The organism is Brevundimonas nasdae, from assembly GCF_019395145.1.
Lineage (GTDB): Bacteria > Pseudomonadota > Alphaproteobacteria > Caulobacterales > Caulobacteraceae > Brevundimonas > Brevundimonas nasdae.
Genome location: NZ_CP080034.1, coordinates 390,763 through 411,354 on the forward strand (window position 1 = coordinate 390,763; position 20,592 = coordinate 411,354).

Below are 20,592 nucleotides of genomic sequence, written 5' to 3' on the forward strand. Positions count from 1 at the left end.
GACGCCCTCCGCGATTTGCAGCACAGGCAATCGAAGCCCGGCGGGCGCGTCAAGCCGTGATGGTCAGCCGCAGGCGGCGAAGAATCGTTCGATGTTGGGCTGGCTGGCGGGGTGGGCGACCAGCGGCTCGCGGTTTTCGCCTTCCCACAGGGCGATCCAGCCCAGGCTGCGGAAACGCTGGAACACCGGGTCCTTGGTCTTGGCGTTGGCGGTGACGTATTGGCCTTCGTGGATGCCTGCCGGTTCGGAGCGGGCGGGATAGCGTTCAGTGTCGCCGCCGGATTCCAGCAGCAAGACGCGCGACGGCCGGTCGAAGACGGCGGCCAGCTCCAGCGCGCCCGAGCCGGACTGGCAGACCAACTGCAGCTTCAGGTCATCACTGTTGGCGATGCCGTAGGCCAGGGTCAGCTCCTGACGGTCGCGGTCGAAGAACCAGTCATGGTTGGCGACCGGCAGCGGGGCCGACGCGGGGGCGCCAGGCGACAGCGACGCCATCGGCGTGTTGGCGGCGCAGGCGGCCAGAACGGACAGGGCCAGCAGGGACGGGATTAGTTTGAGCGGGCGCAGGGTCAGGCTCCTTATCCGGCGCAGCGGTCAGTGAAGCGGCGCAGCTTGGCGAGGTGTGCGGGTTGGACGGTGACGACGGTCTGGCTGTCGCCGATCGTCACGGTGATGCGTCCGGTGGTGACGAAGGCGGCGAAGACGGGGTGATCGACGCGCACGGTCGTCTCCATGCGGCCACGGGCGGCGCGCGCCTCGCTGGTCGCGGCGGCGTCTCCGGCGGTGATGCGGGCGAAACCGGTGGCGGCGGGCGTCTCGTAAAGGTCCAGCGTCACCGTGCCTGAGCCGGGCTGGCACGACAGGGTGGTGCGCAGGCGGTCGGTGTCCGGCACTTCTTCGGCCAGGACTAGCGGGGCCTCATTGCCATACAGGGTCCAGGTCCAGGCGGCGGGCGGCGGATTCTGCAGCGCCAGGGCCAGGACAGCCGATAGGACAAGGCTCATGGGGCGGGACTCAACTGACGACGCGCAACGCCGCGCCGGGCTGCACTGTCGTCAGGCGCGCGCAGAACCGCAATAGGCAAGAAAGTCCGCGGCCAGACGCCGCTCCTGCACAGAGGCGGGAATGGTGGACGATCCGGCCTCTCCGACCACGCGCAGGGCGCCGTCTCTGGCCAGGGCCGCCAGGGTTGGATCATTCAACGCAATAAGAGATTCAGGGGCGTCGCCCCCGCTGAGGGGATCAATGGGCGTCGGCCCCAAGGTCGCGGGCGTCAGGCGCGGGCTGTCCGGCTGGACATAGCCATAGACCACCGCCATGTGCTCGCCCGGCTGGCAGGTGATCATCAGGGCCAACTGGTCGGAGTTGTCCACGCCATAGGTCAGTTTGGCCGTCTGGTCCTCGTAGTTGAGGCGCCATGTCATTGTCGGGACATCATGGCTCGAGGCGTCAAGCGTCTGCGGCCGGGCCGCGAATGCGACCAGGGCGATGGCGGCGGCGGCGGGGATCAGAGCCTTGAACATGCGGATACTCGCGTCTGATCGACAAACGCGGGTATCCGTCAGGGGTTCACGGCCCCGGTGACGCAGGCCGTGAACTGTTGCCGTTCAGCCTCAGCCGTCAGAAGGGGCTGAAACGCTCGACCAGCGACTGGGCGGCGGGCGTGGTCTGCATCCGACTGATGTCGCCGCGACCGCCGTAGGAGATGCGGGCTTCGGCGATCTGGGTGTGGTTGATGGCGTTGGCCGAGGAAATATCTTCCGGGCGCACGATCCCGGCGACGGTCAGTTCGCGCACCTCGCGGTTGGTGCGCACTTCCTGCCGACCCTGAATGACCAGATTGCCGTTGGACAGGACGTCGGTGACGACGGCCGCGATGGTCAGATTGACCTTTTCCGAGCGGTTGACGCTGCCGCTGCCTGCCGAGTTGGCGGCGCCTTCGGTGCCGACCATGTTGGCGGGGTCGAAGCCGCCGGGGAAGGCGCGGCCCAGGCTGTTCTCCAGACCGAAGAAGTGTGTGACGCCGCCAGAGGCGCTGTTGGTGCGGGCGCGCTGGGTCGAGTTGCGGGTCTGGGCCTGATCGTCAATGGAGATCTGGACCGTCAGAATGTCGCCGACGTGGCGGGCGCGCTGGTCGCCGAAGAAGGTGCGGGCGCCGACGCGCCACAGGCTGTTGGCGCTGGCGGGCGTGGCGTCGCGTCCGCCAGGGGCAGGCATATAGGCCTGCTGCACTGGAACCAGGGCGGCGGGATAGCCGATGGGCGCCAACTCTGGCCCGCGAACGGTTTCTGCAACGGTGGAGCAGGCGGCCAGGGGGGCGAAGGCGGCGGCGATGATCAGAATCTTACGCATGACTGTCATTTCCTCAGCGGGACTTAGCGGGCTGCGAACTGTTGCGGGTTGGCGCGGGCCTGATCGGCGGCGGGGCCGGCGATGGCTTGACCGGGGCCGGTGGCGACGGCGTCGATGACCCGGTTGGAGGCTGTGTTCAGGATGGCGACCGGCTCGCCCACGGCGGCGTTGCGCATGGCCTTGCCCATGATGCTCAGGTTCACGCCGCCGACCTGATAGGTGACGCGCACCATGTCGTTGCGGTCGATGACCTGCTGGGCCGCGGACGGGCGATAGGCGGCGCGGACGGGCGGGGTGAAGCCCGGCTGTGCGGGCGCGGCGCCGGGGGCTGCGGCGATGACGGCGGCAGGCGCGGCGGCGCCGTCAGCGCGTCGGATGGCGACGCGGCGCAGGCCGGTCGGGTTGTCCCAGGTCAGGCCGGAACGCGCGGCGATGGCCTGGAGCTGGCTGGCCTCCATCACGATCGACGGGCCGGAACGCTGGGCCACGACGACGTTGGCGGCCGCGCCTGCTCCGTCGAAGATGTCGCCCAGGGTGACGCGGCCGTCCGCGTTGACGGGATTGGCCTTGAGGGTGACGGGACCGGCCAGGGCGGCGCCTGCGGACAGGGTGCTGACGGCGGCGGCGATCAGGAAGGTGCGGATCAGTGTCATGATCTAGCTCTTCACCTGGGCGGCGACGGACAGCATCTCGTCGGCGGCGCTGATGACCTTGGAGTTCATCTCATAGGCGCGCTGGGCCACGATCAGGGCGCTGATCTCGGTGACGGCGTCGACATTTGAGGCCTCGGTGTAGAACTGCATGATCTGGCCGAAGCCGACCGAAGCGGGCGTGCCGACGATGGGCGGGCCGGAGGCGGCGGTCTCCAGCAGCAGATTGTCGCCGATGGCTTCCAGACCTGCCTCGTTGAAGAAGTTGGCCAGTTCGATCTGGCCTACGGTGGTCGGCGCCGCCTGGCCGTCCTGGGTCACCTGGACCAGGCCGCTCTTGGAGATGGAGACCTTCAGCGTGTCCTGCGGGATGGTGATGGCCGGTTCCAGCAGATAGCCGTCGTCGGTGACGATCTGGCCTTCCGGGCTGACCTGAAGATTGCCCGCGCGGGTATAGCCGATCTCACCCGAGGGCAGGGTGATCTGGAAATAGCCCTTGCCGTCGATGGCCATGTCGTACGGATTGCCGGTGGCTTGGGGCGTGCCCTGTTCGGTCATGCGGTAGACCGCGCCCGCCTTGACGCCCGCACCGATCTGGATGCCGGTGGGGACCACGGTGCCCTGTGCCGACGACTGCGCGCCCATGCGTTCGACGTTGTGGTAGAGCAGGTCCTGAAACTCGGCGCGCTGCTTCTTGAAGCCCACCGTGTTCATGTTGGCGATGTTGTTGGAAATGACTTCCACGTTCAGCTGCTGGGCGGCCATGCCCGAGGCTGCGGTGCGAAGAGCGCGCATATTGTGTCTCCCTATCGCTCGACGCACGGCGTCTCGCTACTTGAGGGGCTCCCTTAAGCGGCCTTGCCGAGGCGCTCGACGGCGCGACGGCTGAGGTCATTGGTGTTTTCGACCATCCGGCTGACGCTTTCGTAGGCGCGGCTGATTTCGACGAGATTGGTGATCTCGACCAGCGGATTGACGTTGGAGGACTCCAGCATTCCCTGCAGGATCGGCACATCCGTGGTTTCGGTCGGCTGGACGTTGGAGCGGTTGCGGTAAAGGCCGTCGCCGCCCTTTTCCAGCACGCCCAGGGCGTCGAACCGGACCGAGGACATCTGGCCGGTGATCCGTCCGTTCTGCGTGATGCTGCCGTCGGGGCCGATGCTGGGCGGGCCCAGCTCCGGGTCGAGCACGATTTCGGCCCCGCCGCCCAGAACCGGCAGGCCCTGTTTGGTGGTCAGGCGGCCTTCCGGATCCATCGTGAAGGCGCCGTCGCGGGTGTAGGCCTGACCGTTGGCGTCCTGAACCACGAAGAAGGCGCCTTCGCCGTCCAGCGCGAAGTCCAGCGGGCGGCCGGTGGTCTTGATCGAGCCCTGGCCGAAATCGCGGCCCACCCCATTGTCCAGGACGAAGCTGGCGCTGGGGCGGATCGAGTCGTTGCGGGCGCGCTGGCCGATCTCGGCGCCGACCAGAAGCTGTTCGACCTTGAAGCCGGTCGTATCCGCATTGGCGATGTTGTTGGCCACGAGGTCGAGCTCGCGGCGCAGCGTCATCTGGCGGGACAGTCCGATATAGGCGGCGTTTTCCACGGTGGGCGAGCTCCTTCGCTCTCACCCTCGCAACAGGCGTGCCAACAGGGTTAATCCAGGCGGCATGGGGGTTTCAGCGGCGTTGCGGAGATAGGCGCCCGGCAAAACCTGCCCATTGTAAACGCGGCGTTAACCAAACTGGGCTGATCCTGACCGCCATATTCGTCGGGGCGATCAACCGCATGTTCAAGCTGGGCAAGAAGAAGGGCGACGCCGCCGGGGACGCCGCCAATCTGCCTGCGGTCGCGGAAGGCGAGGGCGTTGAAGGCGACGCCGCGCCCAAGAAAAAGAAGCCGCCCCTGCTGCTGATCATCATTCCGGCGGCGCTCGTGGTGCTGGGCGGCGGCGGGGCCGCCGCCTTCCTCATGATGAAGCCCAAATCCGCCGAGGCGCATGGCGAAGCGCCCGCAGCGCCGGCTGAAGGCGGCCATGGCAAATCCGACAAGAAGGGCGGCGAGATTGATCCGGCGCTGGGCAAGGTCGCCGCCGGGCCTGACGGGGTGACCTTCTACACCCTGCCGGACATGGTCATGAACATCCAGTCGGCGGATGGTCGTCCGACCTTCCTGAAGCTGAAGCTGACGCTGGAGATGAAGGACGCCCGCGTCGCCACCCGCCTGCAGTCTGAAATGCCCCGCCTGCAGGACATGTTCACCAGCTTCATGCGCGAACTGCGTCCCGAAGACCTGAGCGGGTCGGCGGGAACCTATCAGCTGCGCGCCGAGATCCTGCGCCGCGTCAACCTGATCGCCGCGCCCGGCAAGGTGGACGCCGTGCTGATCGAAGAAATGCTGGTGCAGTAGGCATGACCGACACCACGGCGGCCAATCCTTTCGGCGACCTGAGCGGCGGCATCGAAGAGCCCCTGTCCGAACGCGTCCTGAATCAGGATGAGATCGACAGCCTGCTGGGCTTTGACATGGGCGACGACGACGGCTCTGAGCGGTCGGGCATCCGCGCCATCATCAACTCGGCTTTGGTCAGCTATGAGCGGCTGCCGATGCTGGAGATCGTGTTCGACCGCCTGGTGCGGTTGATGACGACGTCTCTGCGCAACTTCACCTCGGACAACGTCGAAGTGTCGCTGGACAACATCTCGTCGATCCGGTTCGGCGATTATCTGAACTCGATCCCGCTGCCGGCGATCCTGGCTGTGTTTCGCGCTGAGGAGCTGGACAACTACGGCCTGCTGACGGTCGATTCCAACCTGATCTATTCGATCGTCGACGTGCTGCTGGGCGGGCGTCGCGGCACGGCGGCGCTGCGGATCGAGGGGCGGCCCTACACCACTATCGAACGGGCCCTGGTGCAGCGGATGGTCGAGGTGGTGCTGAACGATGCGCGCCAGGCGTTCGAGCCGCTGACGCCCGTGCATTTCAACCTGGACCGGCTGGAGACCAACCCCCGCTTCGCCGCCATCGCGCGCACGGCCAACGCCGCCATCCTGATCAAGCTGCGGATCGACATGGAGGATCGCGGCGGACGGATCGAGCTGCTGCTGCCCTATGCGACGCTGGAGCCGATCCGCAAGATGCTGCTGCAGCAGTTCATGGGCGAGAAGTTCGGGCGCGACAATATCTGGGAAGGCCACCTGGCCACCGAAATCTGGACCACCGACACCGAAGTCAGGGCGGTTCTGGACGAACAGCAGCTGCCCCTGTCGAAAGTGTTGGACCTGAAGGTCGGCGACACCATGATGCTTAATGCTACGCCTGACTCGGAGGTTTCGATTCGTGCGGGCTCCATCCCGCTGACCACCGGCCGCATGGGCCGTAAGGGCCAGCATATCGCCATTCGTATCGAGGCGCCGGTGAACCCAGAGGTCGCCGCCCGCATGAAAGGACCACGCTGATGACCGGCATGATCATGGACGCGGTGCTTATGCTGCTGCTGGTCGCGGCGATCGGCTATGGCGTCAAGCTAGAGCGCAAGCTGACGGCCCTGCGTGCGGGACAGCTGGCCTTCGCCAACGCCGTCAGCGAACTGAACTCCGCCGCAGGCCGTGCAGAGACGGCGCTGGCGACGTTGCGGGCCTCGGGGCAGGAGACGGATCTGCTGCACGACCGCATCATCAAGGCCCGCGAAGTGAAGGCGCAACTGGAATCCCTGATCGCACGCGCGCCCGTCGGCGTGCCGAAACGTGAAGAAGCGCCCCACCACGTCGAGCCGCTAACCCTTCGTCAGGTCGCGCCGCCGGTCGCCGAGCCGACCGAGGACGAAGCCCGCGCCCGTCGAATGGCCGCATTGGCTGAGCGTATTCAAGGGATTGCGTCCCCGTCCGCCACGCGCCACCCGGCGCCGTCTGCGGGGCGTGACAATGTCGCCGCCATCGTCCAGGCCTTGAGCGCGGGCAAGTCCGCTAACCAAGCCGCCAAACAAAGCCTCAATGCTGCGCGTCGTAATCTCGACGACGACCTGTTCGCCGCCTGATTTCCGGAACCTGCTGAATGGCCCGCATACCTCGCCTTCTGCCCCTCATCGCCGTCGCCATCGGCGGGGTGGTGGCCGTGCGCGCCGTCGGCGCGGCGCCGGAGCTTTTCCAGGGGGCCAAGGCCTGGGCTGAGGATTCCATGCCTGCCGCCTCAGTGGCCGATGTCGCGGGCAAGCCGGCGCTGTCCGGCGCCTGCGCCCTGTCGCCTGAACAACTGGCTCAGCAGGCGGGGATCTCTCCCGCCGAGTTGAAGATCATCCAGTCCCTGTCGCAACGGCGCACACAGCTGGATGCGCGTGATCAGGACTTCGCCACCACCTTGCCGCTGATGGTCGCCGCCGAACAGAAGCTGGACGCCAAGATCCAGGCCATGGAAGCCCTGAAGTCCGAGATGCGCCAGTTGGTGGGGCAGGTGGGCGAGCGCGAGAAGGAAGAAACCGACCGTCTGGTCCAGGTCTATTCCGCCATGCGTCCCAAGGACGCCGCCCCGGTCATGGCGTCGTTGGAGGACCGGGTGCGCCTGCCCGTCGCCGCCGCCATGCGCCCGCGCACCCTGGCCGCCGTCATGGCTCAGATGACCCCCGCCCAGGCCAAGGAGCTGACCGAGAAACTGGCCGCGCGCTTCCAGGCGCAGCAGATGGCCGCCCGCGCCGTCGCCGCCGAAGCCGCCACGCCTGCGCCCGCGCCGACGTCGGCGGTTCAGCCCGCCCCCGTCGCTCGCCCTGCCGCGACTCCCGCCGCCGCAGCCGGAGAGGCCAAGCCTGAAGCCACGTCCGAGGCGCCGCGCCCGGCGACGCGCGCGCCCGTGCGCCGTCCGGCGGCGCGCCCTGCCGCACCCGCCCCGCAGCCCGCTCCGGTTCCTGCTGCGACGCCCCGCCAGACGGTGCAGTAACGGCGTAGGGGCGGCGCCAATCCGTCGCGGCGGTTGGCAGATGGCGCGGGTGAGGCTATCACCGCGCCTTTCCAAGATCCGAGCCGCCTCATGTCCGACACGCCCCCCGACCGCCTTTCGGTTGACCCGTCCAGCCCGCACCACGATGCAGACGTGCTGCAGCGCGGCGTCGGCATCCGATTCAAGGGCGAAGAAAAGACCAACGTCGAAGAATACTGCGTTTCCGAAGGCTGGGTCCGTCTGGCGCTGGGCAACCGCGTGGACCGCAAGGGCAAGGCCCTGACCGTCAAGCTGCAGGGCGTGGTCGAGCCCTATTTTCAGAATAACTGATCTGCCGGCCTCATAACTGGCTTTCCGGGGACGGTGAGGCGGGACTAGGGTCAGGCCGGTTTTGAAACGGGTCTGATTCCGGAGCTGCTGATGTCCCTTCGTCTGTTGACCGTCAGCGCGCTGGCGCTTGGCCTTGTCGCCGCACCAGCCGTCGCCCAGGACGCCCGAACAGAGGCCCAAGCCGCCGTCATCCGCGATGCGGCGCTGAAGTCCAATGTGGCGCTGGATTACGTCACCCAGATCACCACCCGGTTCGGGCCGCGTCCGGCCGGGTCGCGTTCGGAGCAGCAGGCCGCCGCCTGGGCCGCCGACTATCTTCGCGCCCAGGGTTTCCAGAACGTCCGCATCGAAGAATTCCCGCTGGTCGGGTGGGAGCGGGGGGAAGATTCCGGCGCGATCATCGGCGCCCATCCCCAGCCGTTGGTTCTGGCCGCTCTGGGCCATTCGCCCGCCACGCCGCGCGGCGGGATCGAGGCCGATGTGGTCCGGTTCACCACTCTGGACGACCTGCGCGCCGCACCTGACGCCTCGGTGCGCGGCAAGATTGTCTATGTCGACCTGGGCCAGATGCATCCGATGCAGGACGGCTCCGGCTATGGCCCCCAGACGCGGGTGCGCGGCGCCGGGCCGGGGGTTGCGGCGGCCAAGGGGGCGGCGGCCTTCATCCTGCGCTCGGTCGGGTCCGACGAAAACCGCCTGCCGCACACCGGCACGACCCAGTATGTCGACGGCAAGGCCACTGTGCCGTCCTTCGCCCTGTCGGCGCCGGACGCCGATCAGGTCAGCCGCCTGATCGCCCTGGGCGAGCCGGTGCGTCTGCGGTTGTCGTCCACCGCCCGCACTTATCAGACCCACAGCCAGAATGTGATCGGCGACCTGCCCGGAGCGACGCGGCCGGATGAGATCATCGTCCTGGGCTCGCACATGGACAGCTGGGATCAGGGCACCGGCGCCATCGACGACGCAGCGGGCGGGGCCATCACCATCGCCGCCGCCAAGGCCATCGCCGCCAGCGGCCAGCGCGCCGCCCGCACGATCCGCGTCGTCCTGTACGGATCGGAAGAGGTGGCCCAGCCGACGCGTGAGACCGGCAACGGCGGCGGGGTTTACGCCCGCAATCAGGGCGCGGCGGTCGAGAAACACGTGATCGCCGGCGAAAGCGATTTCGGCGCTGACCGCGTCTATGCCCTGCGCCTGCCTGCGGGCGCGCAGGGGTCAGATTTCCAGAAGGCCGCGAACCGGGTCCTCTATCCGATCGGCGTCCTGTCCTCGTCGCAGGTGGAGACGGAGGGCGGCGTCGACGTCGGGCCTCTGGGGCCGCTGGGCGTGCCCTTCTTCGGGCTGGCGCAGGACGGGACGCGTTATTTCGACCTGCACCACACGGCCAACGACACCCTGGACAAGATCGATCCGGCGCAGCTGAGCCAGAACGTCGCCGCCTGGGCGGGACTGGTCTGGCTGATCGCCGATTCGGACGTTGATTTCCGGGCCCTGCGTCAGGCCGCCGCGGCGGCGCCCAGCGCCCGCTGACCGGTCGAATGCAAAGCCGACGGTTGCGGGATGGCGTGATTTCAGCCTTCGCTGTGGTTGTCGGCCATGCTTGGCATTGGCTCTCCGCGCAGGGGCCGCTATAGAGCCGGTTCGGCCTGCGGGCGTGGCGGAACTGGTAGACGCAACGGACTTAAGCTGAAGGATTGAGTGCGCCGGGGGAAATCCCGGACGTAGAACCGCTCAAATTCGGGGAACCCTGTAAAATGGCGATCCCGAGCCAAGCCCGTCCCTGTGACGGGAAGGTGTAGAGACTAGACGGGCGGCGCCTAAAGCCTTCGGGCCATGGCGAAGGGATAGTCCAGACCACGAACGTCCCATGGGCGGCGGCGAAAGCCGAAGTGGTATGAAAATCCGTCGGGCGTACGCCCGTGCCGGTTCGATTCCGGCCGCCCGCACCACAATACCAAATTCGGCTGATGTAACGGCGCAAGTCGTGACCGCTAACATCACGGTTTGCTACAGCGTTTAAAACAGCGCCGCCGCTGCGTTGTCTCTATGGATAATTTATGTTCAATGAAGTCGCCGTGGCTATGCGCCGGCGCAATGAAACTGCGCGTCACGATGCAGTTCGTAGGGGGACCATCATGAATACATCCGTCGGCGGCAAGGGCAACGGCCTTGCGTTCGCCTATGTCACCAGCCTTTTCTTCGCCTGGGGCTTCGTCACTTCGCTGATCGATCCGCTGATCGCCGCCGTGCGTCGCGTGTTCGACCTGAGCCTGGCGGAAGCCATGCTGACGGCCTCGGCCTGGTTCATCGCCTATGGCCTGGCCTCGCTGCCCGCGGCCTGGCTGCTGTCCAAGCTGGGCTACAGCCGCGCCATCATCGCGGCCCTGGGGACCATGGTTCTGGGTTGTTTGCTGGTGCCGGTGGCGACCATCGTCGACGTCTATCCACTGGTGCTGCTGTCGCTGTTCATCATCGCTTCGGGCGTGACTCTGCTGCAGGTTGCGGCCAACCCGCTGTCGGCCTCTCTGGGCGCGCCCAAGACGGCGCACCTGCGTCTGACCTTCTCGCAGGCCTTCAACTCTCTGGGCGCGACCCTGGGTCCGGTCATCGGTTCGACCATCCTGCTGACGGGCGGCGTCTTCGCCGCTGATGCGGTGGTGACGGCCTCGACGCGTGGGGAATCCCTGCGGTCGATCGACTTCGCCTTCCTGGCCGTGGGCGCCTTCTTCGCCCTGGTCGCCATCTTCATCTGGACCGCCCGCAAGCGCATCGACGCCGCTGTCGAGAGCAAACAGTCCACGGGCGTCGTTTCGCCTTTCACCGCCTTCAAATCGCGCTGGGCTGTGTTCGGCGCCGTGGCCATCTTCTTCTACGTCGGCGCAGAAGTGACCATCGGCACCCTGCTGATCCCCTTCCTGCATTCGGCCGAAGGTCTGGGACTGGCCGAGCATGAGGCCGGTCATATGGTCGGTTGGTACTACTGGGGCGCCGCCATGGTCGGCCGCTTTGTGGGCAGCGCGCTGCTGACGCGCGTCCGTGCGGGCGTCCTGCTGTCGATCTGCACCATCGTCGCCGCATCCCTGGCCGTCGTCGTCACCCAGACGGAAGGCGCGACCGCCGCCTACGCCGCCCTGGGCATCGGCTTCTTCAACTCGATCATGTTCCCGACCATCTTCAGCCTGACGCTGGAGCGGTCCAGCGCCTCGCCTTCGGCCACTTCGGGTCTGCTGGTCTTCGGCATCATCGGCGGCGCCATCCTGCCTCCGATCGCCGGTTTCATCGCCGACAAGGCGGGGGCTGTCAGCCCGGCCTTCTTCGTGCCGGTGGTCGGTTATCTGGTGCTGGTGGCCTTCGCCCTGGCCTGCGCCCGCACCCGCGCCCTGAACGCGGATGCGCCTGGGACTGCTGCAGGCCACTGATCGGGCTGCAACAAAGGCAAGCTTCATGAAGGCGGGGGAAACCCCGCCTTCAGTCGTTTCAGGGGTGTGAAAGCCGTGGGGCTGTCAGATGACAGGCGGCGGGCCGTCCGACTGGCGCTGGATCAGGGTGAAGTCCAGCAGTTCACGCGCGCCAGGCGACGGCTCGTCCGAGCGGCGGCGGATCAAGTCGATGAGGATCGAGACGGCCTGACGCGACATGTCCGACACCGGCTGGCGGATCGTGGTCAGGGGTGGCCAGACGGTGGTGGCCAGGGCCGTGTCGTCAAAGCCCACGACGGTCAGGTCGCGCGGCACGTCCAGGCCGCGCCTGTGGGCCACGGCGATGGCGGCGGCGGCCATGTCGTCGTTGCTGGCGAAGATGGCGGTGGGGGGCAGGGGCAGCGACAGAAGCTGATCCGCTGCATCAAGCCCGGAATGATAGGTGTAGCTGCCCTGAACGATCAGGCTGTCGTCCGTGGCGATGCCGCGCTCGGACAGGGCCTGCAGCCAGCCCTGGCGGCGCAGGGCGGCGGAGGCGTGATCCGAAGGTCCCTGCACGAAGCCGATGCGGCGGTGGCCCAGCTCCAGCAGATGCAGGGTCATGGCGCGGGCGGCGGCGGCGTCGTCGATGCCGATCGCCGACAGGCTGTCGTCCGGCTGGCTGGAAGCGATGGCCACGCCCGGAAGACCGGCTTCGTCCAGCCATTGCAGGATGGCGGCTGAATCACACAGGGGGGCGGGCAGAAGCACGCCGTCGACGCCGCTGGACAGCAGGCGGTCGAGAGCCTCGGCCTCGGCGTCCGGTTCGCACTTCTCGACCACCAGCTGGGCGCCGGCCTTGCTGGACTGATCCAGACCGCCCAGCAGCACCTCGCTGAGATAGGCGGCGGACGGGTTGTTGTAGAGCAGGCCGATCTTCAACGACTGGGCGCTGGCCAGACTGCGCGCGGCCTGATTGGGGGCGTAGTCCAGGACGCGGATCGCCTCGATCACGCGCTGGCGCGTCGCGTCGCGCACATTGGGGCCGTCGTTGATCACCCGTGAGACGGTCATGGCGGAAACGCCTGCGTGGCGGGCGACGTCGCCGATTGTGCTGGCTGCCCCTTTGCGTCGGGCCGGCCTGCGCTGCAGTCTGTCATTCATGTGGCGAGCCTTAGCCTCGTCTGGGGGCAAGCGTAAGTGCGGGGCGGCGATGAAACGCCGCCCCTTGGCGCCCGCAGGCTCAGTTCGTCATGTCTTCCAGTTCGCGCCCGCGCGTTTCCCTGATCCAGGCCTGGACCAGGAAGAAGGAGATCAGGGCGTTGACGGCGTAGAAGCCGTAGGTCGCGACCAGGCCCAGGTTCGCCGCCATCCAGGGGAAGCTGACCGAGATGGCGAAGTTGGCGATCCACTGGGCGAACCCGGCGACGGCCAGGGCCGAACCGCGCATCTGGTTGGGGAACATCTCGCCCAGCATGACCCACATGACCGGTCCCCAGCTGGCGTTGAAGAAGACCACATAGGCGTTGGCCGCAATCAGGGCGGTCAGGCCGGTCTGGTCGTCCAGATGCAGCGAGCCGTTGACCAGGGTCGCCTTGGAGAAGCACCAGGCGACGGTGGCCAGGGTCACGAACATGCCGCCTGAACCGACCAGAAGCAGGGGTTTGCGGCCAATCTTGTCGATGACCGAGATGGCCGCCAGACAGGCTGCGATCGACAGGACGCCGGACAAGATGTTGATCTTCAGCGCGTCGTTTTCAGAGAATCCGACCGTCTGCCACAGCACCGCGCCGTAGTAGAAGACGATGTTGATGCCGACCAGTTGCTGGAAGACGGCGATGATCAGACCGGCCCAGACGATGGGGCGGATGTTGCGGGTCACCGGGTCTAGCAGGTCCGAGAACTTGGGTTTGTGGTCTGCGGCCAGAGAGGCGCGGATTTCGGTGACCTTGCGCGCGCCGGCGTGGGCGCCGAACAGCTTGGTCAGCACGGCCTCGGCCTGGGCGTCCTTCTTCTTGACCACCAGGAAGCGCGGGCTTTCAGGGATGACCAGCAGGGCGATCAGATAGATGGCGGCGGGAATGACCTGCAGCCAGAACATCCAGCGCCAGGCGGGGAAGCCCATCCAGAACTCGGCCGTCGATCCGCCCGCCGTGCGGGCCAGCGCATAGTTGGCGACGAAGGCGCCGGTCAGGCCGATGATGATCATGATCTGCTGCACCGAGGTCAGGCGGCCGCGGATCGAGGCGGGGGTGACTTCGGAAATATAGGCGGGCGACAGGACCGAGGCCGCGCCGACGCCCAGACCGCCGATGAAGCGGGCGATGATGAAGTGAGCCGAACTGTCGGCGGCGCCCGCCCAGATGGCCGAGATGATGAACATGACGGCGGCGATCTGCATCACCGTGCGACGACCGATGGCGTCCGCCAGACGTCCGGCGATGAAGGCGCCGAAGGCGCAGCCCAGCAGAATGGCGCCGACGTTGAAGCCGGTGCCCAGCGCCGACAGGTTGAAGGCCTGCTCCAGTCCGTCCTGCGTGCCGTTGATGACGCCGGAATCATAGCCGAACATGAAGCCGCCGATGGTGGCGACCGCCACGATCAGGGCGATGAAGGCGAAGTTGACGCGGTCGTCGCCCGCGATGCCGGGACCGGAGTCCCCCGTTGGTCCTGCCATTTGGTTATTCCCTCCGATTCTCGTCTAGCGCGAGAGTGAACGTTCACAAAGCCCCATCACGAAGCAGTCTGCACCAATTTTCGACAGGCTGTAATCAAACGTGCGCAGGTTGTTGGGCGGGGCTGTGGCCTTGCCCGCTGCGGGCGGATGCCCAAGTGTGACGCTCGCGGCCCGAGCCGAGATTCCTGACGGAGCGTCCATGACCGAAACCCTTAGCGCCAATGCGGCGCGCCGCATCGCCCTGGCGGCGCAGGGGTTCGGAAGGCCGCATCCGGCGACGGCGGGACGTCGGCAGGTCAGGGATCTGGCGGGGCGGCTGGGCGTGATCCAGATCGACAGCGTCAATGTGGTCAGCCGCACCCACTATCTGCCGCTGTTCTCGCGGCTGGGCGACTATCCGCGCGAGCACCTGGAGGCGGAGGCATGGGGGGCGAAACGGTCGCTGTTCGAATACTGGGGTCATGAGGCGTCGCTGATGCCGATGGAGACCCAGCCGCTGTTGCGCTGGCGGATGGCGCGGGCGCGTGACGGCGAGTTGTGGACGGGTCTGGCCCGGTTCGGGCGCGAGCGGCGCGACTATATCGAACAGGTGCTGGCCGAGATCGAGCGGCGCGGGCCCGTGACAGGGGGTGACTTCGCTGAAGGGCCGCGCGGCGCACCCGGCTGGTGGTCCTGGTCGGACGGCAAGCGGGCGCTGGAATGGCTGTTCTGGTCCGGCTTCATCACGACGAAGACAAGGCGCAATTTCGAGCGGGTCTATGATCTGACGCAGCGGGCGCTGCCGGAAGCCGTGGTCAATGCGCCGACGCCGGATCACGACGAGGCGCAGCGGCGACTGATGATGATCGGCGCGCGGGCGATGGGCGTGGCGACGCTGGCGGATCTGCGCGACTATTTCCGCCTGCCTGCCGATGACGCCCGGGCGCGGCTTGGGGAATTGGTCGAGGCGGGCGAACTGACCCCGGTGACAATCAGGGACTGGCGACATCAGGCCTATCTGGTCCCGGATGCGCGTAGGCCCCGCAAGATCACGGCGCAGGCGCTGTTATCGCCATTCGATAATCTGATCTGGCATCGCGACCGGACGGAGCGGCTGTTCGGTCTGAAGGTGCGGCTGGAGATCTACACGCCTGCGCACAAGCGGCTGCACGGCTATTATGTGCTGCCCTTCCTGCAGGATGAGGCCCTGACGGCGCGGGTCGATCTGAAGTCGGATCGGCAGGCGGGCGAACTGCGGGTGCAGGCGGCGTGGCGCGAGCCGGAGGCGGACGCCGACACTCCAGCGCGGCTGGCGCATGAGCTGAAGCGGATGGCCGGATGGCTGGGCCTGTCGGGCGGAGTGACGGTCGCCGGACGCGGCGATCTGGCCGAGGCGCTGGAAGCCGAACTGCGCCGGGCCTGATCCGCGTGTTTCAGGCCCGGCGCGTCACGATCAGGCCGGGGTGCGGCCGCGCTGCTCCATCGTGTCGGCGTTGCGCTCCATTTCTGCGGCCCGGGCGGGCAGGGTGCGGGACAGTTCGATCAACTGGGCGTGGGTGACGATATTTCCGCGCGCGCGGTTTTCAACGATCTTCTCGGCGCGATAGGCCGGACTTTGCAGGCGCACCGCCTCGCGGCGCATTTCGGCGGCTCCGGTCCGCATCTGGACTGCGCCGTTGCGCATTTCGACGCGGGCCTGGACCATGTGGCGTTCAGCCTCGGCGCGGGCGCGTTCGCCCAAGGCCGCCGCCTGGGTCGCCGTGATGCGGGCAGCGGTGGCGAGACTGTGTTGGCGGGCGGCTTCGGCGCGGGCCCGCGCGGCCTCTTCACGGCGGGCCTGCGCTTCAATGCGCTGGACCTGAGCCTCCGCCCGGGCGGCGTCGGCGTCACGACGGGCCTGTTCAGCCTCACGGCGGGCCTGTGCGCGGGTCTCTGAAGGCTCGTCGATCGTCGCGTTATAGACGTACCTGTAGCTGTAGCCGGGCGCGCCGGGGGGCGGAGGGGCAGGCGGCGCCGGGGGAACAGGCGCCGCGGGCGGCGCAGGCGGGGCAGGCGGGGCGGGCAGGGCGGCCCATGTCATCGGGGCGGGCGGGGGCGCAGGCGGTGCGGGCGGTACGGGCGCTGACGGCGCCAGGGCGGCAAGTGTCAGATGAGCGGGCGGGGCGGGGGGCGTCTGCGGCGCAGGCGGAACTGGGGGAGCGGGAGGCGCGGGCGGTGCAGCCTCTACCCAGGTCTGACGACTGATCTCCAGCGCCGCCAGCGGTGTGGCGACGACGGCGAGGGCGGCGACCGTCAGCGCGACGGTCATCGGGCGGCGGCGAGCGGACGTGTCGGACATGATACAGGCGATCCTCTTTTTCAGGGACTTGGCGTCCGCCGCCATGGCTGTCGAAGCCTGGGCGGTCATGGCGCGGGGCGAAGGGTGGGCGGCCAGGCGAACCAGGGCCTTGGCGTAGAGATGACGATCCACGGTCTGAAGGGCGGCGGCGTCTGCGGCCTCTTCCGACCGGGCCGACAGGTCGGCGTGCAGACGCCAGACCAGCGGGTTGAACCAGAACAGGGCCAGGGTCAGGCGCGACAGGACCAGAAACACCCAGTCATGCCGCCGCAGGTGCGCCAGTTCGTGGGCCAGGATGGCGGGTGCGGCCTGACGCTCGACCAGACTGGCCGGGTCGATCAGGATGACGCCGGGCGCCGTGCCCCAGCTAAGCGGACTGGCGGCGTGGTCGGTCGAGACCAGCGTCGGTCTGGCGCCGCGCGTCAGGCGCTCCAGGTGTCTGAGCCAGGTGGGGCATTGGACGGCGCGGCCCTGGCGGGTCCAGCGGTCCAACGTCAACACGCCCAGCGCCAGCCGTCCCGCGATCAGCACCACGCCCAGCAGCCAGACGGCGGCGGCCAGATGCAGGGGCGAGGGCCAGGGCAGACTGCCGGACACCTCGACACCGGGCAGGGGCGTGACCTCGCCCTGCCACATGGGCAACGGCAGATTGGTTGTCGGCGCGACAGGCGGCAGAACCGCCAGATTCAACGCCGGGAACAGGGCGGTGATGACCGGCAAGGCCAGCAGCAGGCAGATCGTGGCGCGCAGAATGTCCACGCGCTCGGCCGGGCGGCGGGTCAGCAGGTGCGAACAGGCAAGGCCAGCGCCTGCGATCAGGCTGGACTTCACCAGCATGGAGATGAAGACGGTCCCGATCATGATTTGCGTCCCAGGGCTTCGTCGATGGCGCGTTCCAGCGCCTCGGCCTCGTCAGCGGTGATCTTGCCGCCCATGCCCAGCAGAGCGGTCGCGGCGTTGGCGGCGGACCCGGCGAAGAAGGTGTCGACCATCCGCTGCAGAGCGCCCGCCGCCACCGCCTCGGTGCGCGGGACGGGGCTGTAGTGGACGCCGTCGACGCCGTTGGCGCGTTCGACCAGCCCCTTGGTCTCCAGCCGGGCCAGCAGGGTTCGGATGGCGGAGTCGCTGAGCGTGTCGGACAGGGCGGCGCGGACGCCGGCTGTGGTCGCCGATTCCAGTCGGCACAGGGTCTCGAAGACTTCGCGTTCTCGTCGGGGCAGGGACTCGATCACGGCCTTCTCCATGTTCGCTACATTTGTAGCGCTACATGTGTAGCGGATTGAGGCGCGAATGAGGCGAAGACATGAACTCGCGGTAGGGTGGACGCCTCGATTCGCCTGAATGACGAAAGAACAGGCGGTTAGACCTCGATCCGCCGTCCCTCGGCCGTGCTGCGCTCACCCACGTCGATGATGCGCATGACGGTCAGGGCCTGATCCAGCGTCACCGGCGGCGGGGCGCCGGTGGTGATGGCGTCGCGGACGCCGGCGTAGAAGCGGACATAGTCGCCGCGCTCGGGCGTCACGGTCTGGCGCGTGGTTTCGCCGTCGATCTGGCGGATCAGTTCGCCGGGGTTGGGATCGACGCCCCAGTCGGCGTCGCCGGGGCGCAGCCCTGCCTTGGACTGGCCTTCCTGAGCATCCAGTCCGCGCTTGATGAAGCTGCCGCCCGTGCCGTGAACGGCGTAGCGCAGGGAAGCGTCGGCGGCGACATGCCCTGCCTGAACAATGACGCGCAGCCGCTCATACTGCAGCACGACGTGGAACCAGTCGGTGGCGTGGGCGCCGGGGCGCTGACGGGCCATGTCGGCCAGCACCGACTGCGGCGCGCCGAACAACTGAACCGCCTGATCGATCAGGTGCGGGCCGAGGTCGGCCCAGACGCCGCCGTCGCGCCGGTCCTTCCACCGGTCGGTCACCTGGGGGCGGAAGCGGTCATAGTGGCTTTCGAACACGGCGATCTCGCCCAGTTCGCCGTCGGCGATCAGCCGCTTCAGCGTCAGGAAATCCGCATCCCAGCGCCGGTTCTGGAACACGCTGATGACGCCCCGCGACCGGGCGGCGACGGCGGCGACCTGTTCGGCCTGCTCCAGCGTCTGGGCGAAGGGTTTGTCGACGACCACGTTGCGGCCCGCCTCAAGCGCGGCGATGGCCTGTCCGGCGTGCAGGGCGTCGGGCGTGGCGACGACGATCAGGCCGATGTCGTCGCGCGACAGGGCGGCGTCCAGATCAGGCAGGATCTCGACCTGGGGCCAATCAGCGTGCACCGCTGCGGGGCGGGACGAAACAACGGCGCGCAAAGCCAGGCCCGGCGTCGCGGAAATCAGGGGGGCGTGGAAGGTCTGGCCCGCCAGGCCATAGCCCACGACGGCGACGCCGATCGGATCGGAGGAGGGGGAGGTCATGACGCGATTTTCCCGCCGCCCGCGCGGCTTGTCGAGGCCGGATCGCCGGTCAGTAACGATCCGTGCGCGGGCCATCCAGCGTGTAGGGCACCACGCCGCGCTCGTTTTCCGGCACGTGCAGGGCGCGGTCGATGGGCGGGAAGGCGCGCTGGGTGCAGTCGGTGCGCTCGCAGATGCGGCAGCTGACGCCGATGCGTGTGGCGGGGCCGTTCAGGTCCAGACCCGCCGCATAGACCAGGGCCGAGGCGTGTTCGACCTCGCACCCCAGCGACAGGGCGTAGCGTCGGTCGTTGGCGAGGTATGAGCCGCTGGGCTTGGACACGCTGCGGGCGATGGAGATGTAGCGCGATCCGTCCGGCATTTCCGCCAACTGCACCCCGATCCGATCCGGCGCAGCGAAGGCCTCGTGCACGTTCCAAAGGGGGCAGGCGCCGCCGAAACGGGCGAACTGGAACCGCGTCGCGCTGTGGCGTTTGGTGATGTTGCCGGCCATGTCCACGCGGGCGAAATAGAAGGGCACGCCGCGCCAGCCCGGCTTCTGCAGGGTCGAGAGGCGGTGGCAGACCTGTTCGAAACTGACCTGGAAACGGGTCAGCAGCCGGTCGATGTCATGCTTCTCCTCACGCGCCGCCTCAAGGAAGGCGCGATAGGGCAACAGAAGCGCGCCCGCCGCATAGTTGGCCAGACCGACGCGCGCCACGTCGCGCGCCGCCTCGGTTCGGAAAGCAGCCTGATCCAGCTCGCTCTCAATCGTGTCGCGAAAGGACAGCAGGGACAACTGGTGCGCCAGTTGGAACGAGCGGGTCGCCCCCGGCAGCCAGGCGTCCAGCGTCAGTACGCGGCTGGCCGGATCATAGCGGCGCAGGGCCTTCTGGCCCGCCATATAGACGACGCGCACGCCATGGATGTCGGAAAGGGCCGTCTCCAGCGCCCGTTCGACCTGACCCTCCTGCGGCAGGGTCGCGGCAAGCGCCTCGGCCGCCGTGTCCAGCGCGTCGATGTAGTTGTCGCGGTAGTGGAAGAAGTCGCGCACTTCTTCATAGGGCAGCAGGGCCACGCTGGCCCCGTGTTCGTCACGGCCCAGGGTGTCGTCCAGCGCCTTCACCCGCTCGTCCAGACGGCGGAAAGTCTGGTGAAGGGCCAGGAACTGGCGCGCCAGACGCGGGGTGTTGGCGACGGCCTGTTTCAACTCGGCGGCGGTGGGCGGCTCGGCCTGACCGGCGATGTCGGTGGTGGCTTCGCGCAGGTCGGCGATCAGGCGAGCATCGCCCTCCAGATCAAACAGGCTGGCGTCGACATGGAAGGCGCGCGTCAGGGCGATCAGCACCCGCGCGGTGGCGGGGCGCTGGTTGGTTTCGATCTGCGAAAGATAGGACGGCGACAGGCCCAGACGCTCGGCGCAGGCCTCCAGAGTCCAGCCGCGCGCCTCGCGCAGTTTTCGCAGCTTGGCGCCAAGGAAAAGCTTCTCAGCCATTTGCAACTTTGCAGATCATCAAGACGTCCTTTGCAAGTCGGCGCAGTTCCACACTTTTTGCAAAGTTGCGTTTGCGTATTT

At 67.7% G+C, this 20,592-nt stretch carries 21 protein-coding genes; 8 read left to right on the top strand and 13 right to left on the bottom strand.

The features are described 5' to 3' along the window. Nucleotides 1–63: 63 nt before the first annotated feature. From KWG56_RS01910 to flgF, 7 genes are all read right to left on the bottom strand, one after another. Nucleotides 64–495: a hypothetical protein gene (locus KWG56_RS01910; protein ID WP_244999603.1), complete on the bottom strand. Its 432-nt coding sequence runs from the start codon at nucleotides 493–495 to the stop codon at nucleotides 64–66. A gap of 83 nt (nucleotides 496–578) precedes the next feature. Beyond that, the gene (locus tag KWG56_RS01915; protein WP_201096990.1) at nucleotides 579–1,004 is read right to left on the bottom strand and encodes a hypothetical protein; all 426 of its coding nucleotides are present in this window, start codon (nucleotides 1,002–1,004) and stop codon (nucleotides 579–581) included. 51 nt (nucleotides 1,005–1,055) lie between these two features. Continuing rightward, a complete protein-coding gene (locus tag KWG56_RS01920; RefSeq protein ID WP_219353524.1) occupies nucleotides 1,056–1,523 on the bottom strand; it encodes a hypothetical protein in 468 nt (155 codons plus the stop codon). A gap of 97 nt (nucleotides 1,524–1,620) precedes the next feature. Further along, nucleotides 1,621–2,352, bottom strand: a complete 732-nt coding sequence (gene flgH, locus KWG56_RS01925; RefSeq protein WP_201096993.1) for a flagellar basal body L-ring protein FlgH — start codon at nucleotides 2,350–2,352, stop codon at nucleotides 1,621–1,623. Between the two features lie 23 nt (nucleotides 2,353–2,375). Next, a complete protein-coding gene (locus tag KWG56_RS01930; RefSeq protein WP_219353525.1) occupies nucleotides 2,376–3,005 on the bottom strand; it encodes a flagella basal body P-ring formation protein FlgA in 630 nt (209 codons plus the stop codon). A gap of 3 nt (nucleotides 3,006–3,008) precedes the next feature. Beyond that, nucleotides 3,009–3,797, bottom strand: coding sequence for a flagellar basal-body rod protein FlgG (gene flgG, locus KWG56_RS01935; protein WP_201096996.1), 789 nt, complete (start codon nucleotides 3,795–3,797; stop codon nucleotides 3,009–3,011). 53 nt (nucleotides 3,798–3,850) lie between these two features. After that, the gene (flgF, locus tag KWG56_RS01940; protein ID WP_201096998.1) at nucleotides 3,851–4,588 is read right to left on the bottom strand and encodes a flagellar basal-body rod protein FlgF; all 738 of its coding nucleotides are present in this window, start codon (nucleotides 4,586–4,588) and stop codon (nucleotides 3,851–3,853) included. 182 nt (nucleotides 4,589–4,770) lie between these two features. On the opposite strand from flgF, the gene KWG56_RS01945 reads away from it, so the two are divergent. The 7 genes from KWG56_RS01945 (at nucleotide 4,771) to KWG56_RS01975 (ending at nucleotide 11,660) form a co-directional block, all read left to right on the top strand. Next, nucleotides 4,771–5,391 carry a flagellar basal body-associated FliL family protein gene (locus KWG56_RS01945; RefSeq protein WP_219353526.1) on the top strand — a complete coding sequence of 207 codons (621 nt, stop codon included), beginning with the start codon at nucleotides 4,771–4,773 and terminating at the stop codon, nucleotides 5,389–5,391. Nucleotides 5,392–5,393: 2 nt separating this feature from the next. After that, the gene (gene fliM, locus KWG56_RS01950; RefSeq protein ID WP_201097000.1) at nucleotides 5,394–6,440 is read left to right on the top strand and encodes a flagellar motor switch protein FliM; all 1,047 of its coding nucleotides are present in this window, start codon (nucleotides 5,394–5,396) and stop codon (nucleotides 6,438–6,440) included. Then, the gene (locus KWG56_RS01955; RefSeq protein WP_219353527.1) at nucleotides 6,440–7,018 is read left to right on the top strand and encodes a DUF6468 domain-containing protein; all 579 of its coding nucleotides are present in this window, start codon (nucleotides 6,440–6,442) and stop codon (nucleotides 7,016–7,018) included. The genes fliM and KWG56_RS01955 overlap by 1 nt, the downstream gene beginning before the upstream one ends. 17 nt (nucleotides 7,019–7,035) lie before the next feature. Beyond that, nucleotides 7,036–7,911, top strand: coding sequence for a MotE family protein (locus tag KWG56_RS01960; RefSeq protein WP_219353528.1), 876 nt, complete (start codon nucleotides 7,036–7,038; stop codon nucleotides 7,909–7,911). Nucleotides 7,912–8,001: 90 nt separating this feature from the next. Further along, nucleotides 8,002–8,241 carry a DUF3297 family protein gene (locus tag KWG56_RS01965; protein WP_201097005.1) on the top strand — a complete coding sequence of 80 codons (240 nt, stop codon included), beginning with the start codon at nucleotides 8,002–8,004 and terminating at the stop codon, nucleotides 8,239–8,241. Nucleotides 8,242–8,331: 90 nt separating this feature from the next. Beyond that, nucleotides 8,332–9,771: a M28 family peptidase gene (locus KWG56_RS01970; RefSeq protein ID WP_219353529.1), complete on the top strand. Its 1,440-nt coding sequence runs from the start codon at nucleotides 8,332–8,334 to the stop codon at nucleotides 9,769–9,771. Nucleotides 9,772–10,376: 605 nt separating this feature from the next. Beyond that, a complete protein-coding gene (locus KWG56_RS01975) occupies nucleotides 10,377–11,660 on the top strand; it encodes a sugar MFS transporter (protein WP_201097010.1) in 1,284 nt (427 codons plus the stop codon). An 84-nt stretch (nucleotides 11,661–11,744) separates the two neighbouring features. Here the strand turns inward: KWG56_RS01975 and KWG56_RS01980 are convergent, their stop codons facing one another. Both KWG56_RS01980 and KWG56_RS01985 read right to left on the bottom strand, forming a co-directional pair. Next, on the bottom strand, nucleotides 11,745–12,803 hold the full coding sequence (locus KWG56_RS01980) for a LacI family DNA-binding transcriptional regulator (RefSeq protein WP_244999604.1): 1,059 nt from the start codon (nucleotides 12,801–12,803) through the stop codon (nucleotides 11,745–11,747). Nucleotides 12,804–12,882: 79 nt separating this feature from the next. After that, a complete protein-coding gene (locus KWG56_RS01985) occupies nucleotides 12,883–14,316 on the bottom strand; it encodes a sugar porter family MFS transporter (RefSeq protein ID WP_219353530.1) in 1,434 nt (477 codons plus the stop codon). Nucleotides 14,317–14,515: 199 nt separating this feature from the next. On the opposite strand from KWG56_RS01985, the gene KWG56_RS01990 reads away from it, so the two are divergent. Next, complete coding sequence (locus KWG56_RS01990) at nucleotides 14,516–15,718, top strand: winged helix-turn-helix domain-containing protein (RefSeq protein ID WP_219353531.1); 1,203 nt, start codon at nucleotides 14,516–14,518, stop codon at nucleotides 15,716–15,718. A 30-nt stretch (nucleotides 15,719–15,748) separates the two neighbouring features. Here KWG56_RS01990 and KWG56_RS18870 read toward each other — a convergent pair whose 3' ends face one another. The 4 genes from KWG56_RS18870 to KWG56_RS02010 all read right to left on the bottom strand — a co-directional run bounded on the left by KWG56_RS18870 (nucleotide 15,749) and on the right by KWG56_RS02010 (nucleotide 20,511). Further along, entirely contained in the window at nucleotides 15,749–17,494 is a 1,746-nt protein-coding gene (locus KWG56_RS18870; RefSeq protein ID WP_219353532.1) for a M56 family metallopeptidase, read from the bottom strand. After that, nucleotides 17,491–17,865 carry a BlaI/MecI/CopY family transcriptional regulator gene (locus KWG56_RS02000; RefSeq protein WP_219353533.1) on the bottom strand — a complete coding sequence of 125 codons (375 nt, stop codon included), beginning with the start codon at nucleotides 17,863–17,865 and terminating at the stop codon, nucleotides 17,491–17,493. Before KWG56_RS02000 ends, KWG56_RS18870 begins: the two co-directional genes overlap by 4 nt. A gap of 128 nt (nucleotides 17,866–17,993) precedes the next feature. After that, a complete protein-coding gene (locus KWG56_RS02005) occupies nucleotides 17,994–19,037 on the bottom strand; it encodes an oxidoreductase (protein ID WP_219353534.1) in 1,044 nt (347 codons plus the stop codon). A 49-nt stretch (nucleotides 19,038–19,086) separates the two neighbouring features. Then, nucleotides 19,087–20,511, bottom strand: a complete 1,425-nt coding sequence (locus tag KWG56_RS02010) for a helix-turn-helix domain-containing protein (protein WP_219353535.1) — start codon at nucleotides 20,509–20,511, stop codon at nucleotides 19,087–19,089. Between the last annotated feature and the right edge of the window lie 81 nt (nucleotides 20,512–20,592).